This window comes from Pseudomonas sp. Pse35, assembly GCF_024519715.1.
GTDB lineage: Bacteria > Pseudomonadota > Gammaproteobacteria > Pseudomonadales > Pseudomonadaceae > Aquipseudomonas > Aquipseudomonas paracarnis.
On the sequence record NZ_JALJRP010000077.1, the window covers coordinates 1 to 1,295 of the forward strand.

The following is a 1,295-nucleotide window of genomic DNA, read 5'->3' on the forward strand; positions in this document are numbered from 1 at the left end:
TCGACATCGGCGCCAAGTCGGAGATCTACCAGATCATCCATAACCTGGCGGCCAGTGGCATTGCGGTGATCGTGGTGTCCAGCGACCTGATGGAGGTGATGGGCATCTCCGACCGCATCCTGGTGATGAGTGAAGGCGCCTTGACCGGTGAGTTGCCCCGCGCCCAAGCGGATGAAGCGCGCCTGCTGCAACTGGCGCTGCCACAGTCGCGGGCTTGAACAAGAATAAGAGGGTTTGGCTATGTCTGAGGTAAAAACTGCAAAGGGTTTCTGGCCGGGTTTCAATCAGCGCAAATTTCTCGATGACTGGGTGATGCTGCTGGCGGCACTGGGCATTTTTGTGCTCAGCGCGGTGTTCATCGATAACTTCCTCTCACCGCTGAACATGCGCGGTCTGGGCCTGGCGATTTCGACTGTCGGTATTGCTGCGTGCACCATGTTGTTCTGCCTGGCCTCAGGGCACTTCGACTTGTCGGTAGGCTCGGTGATCGCCTGCGCCGGGGTGGTGGCGGGCATCGTGATGCGCGACACCGACAGCGTGGTACTCGGCGTGTCGGCGGCCTTGGCCATGGGCCTGGTGGTAGGGCTGATCAACGGCATTGTGATTGCCAAGCTGCGCATCAATGCGTTGATTGCCACCCTGGCGACCATGCAGATCGTACGTGGCCTGGCCTACATCTTCTCCAACGGCAAGGCGGTGGGGGTGATGAACGAAGGGTTCTTCGTGTTCGGCAACGGCCAGCTGCTGGGCGTGCCGGTGCCGATCATCATCACCGTCCTGTGCTTTGTGTTCTTTGGCTGGCTGCTCAATTACACCACCTATGGGCGCAACACCATGGCCATTGGCGGCAACCAGGAAGCGGCGTTGCTCGCCGGGGTCAATGTCGATCGCACCAAGATCATCATCTTTGCCGTGCACGGTTTGATCGGCGCCTTGGCCGGGGTGATCCTCGCGTCACGCATGACCTCGGGCCAGCCGATGATTGGCCAGGGTTTCGAGCTGACGGTGATTTCGGCGTGCGTGCTGGGCGGGGTGTCGTTGAGCGGCGGTATCGGCATGATCCGCCATGTGATTGCCGGGGTGTTGATTCTGGCGATCATCGAGAATGCGATGAACCTGAAGAACATCGATACCTTTTACCAATATGTGATTCGTGGCTCGATCCTGTTGCTGGCGGTGATAATCGACCGCATGAAACAACGCTAATGGTCGGCCTGTGAAGATCAAAATGTGGGAGCTGGCTTGCTGTGGCGAGCAAGCTTGCTTGCGCTGGGGTGCGAAGCGCCCCCAAAAGC

At 59.1% G+C, this 1,295-nt stretch carries 1 protein-coding gene and 1 pseudogene; both read left to right on the forward strand.

Going from position 1 to position 1,295, the window contains the following annotated elements; all coding sequences use genetic code 11:
- Nucleotides 1-218, forward strand: a pseudogene (locus OC445_RS26880) (sugar ABC transporter ATP-binding protein); the annotation flags it as partial.
- Between the two features lie 22 nt (nt 219-240).
- On the forward strand, nt 241-1,206 hold the full coding sequence (gene araH, locus OC445_RS26885; protein ID WP_034126745.1) for an L-arabinose ABC transporter permease AraH: 966 nt from the start codon (nt 241-243) through the stop codon (nt 1,204-1,206).
- Nucleotides 1,207-1,295: the final 89 nt, after the last annotated feature.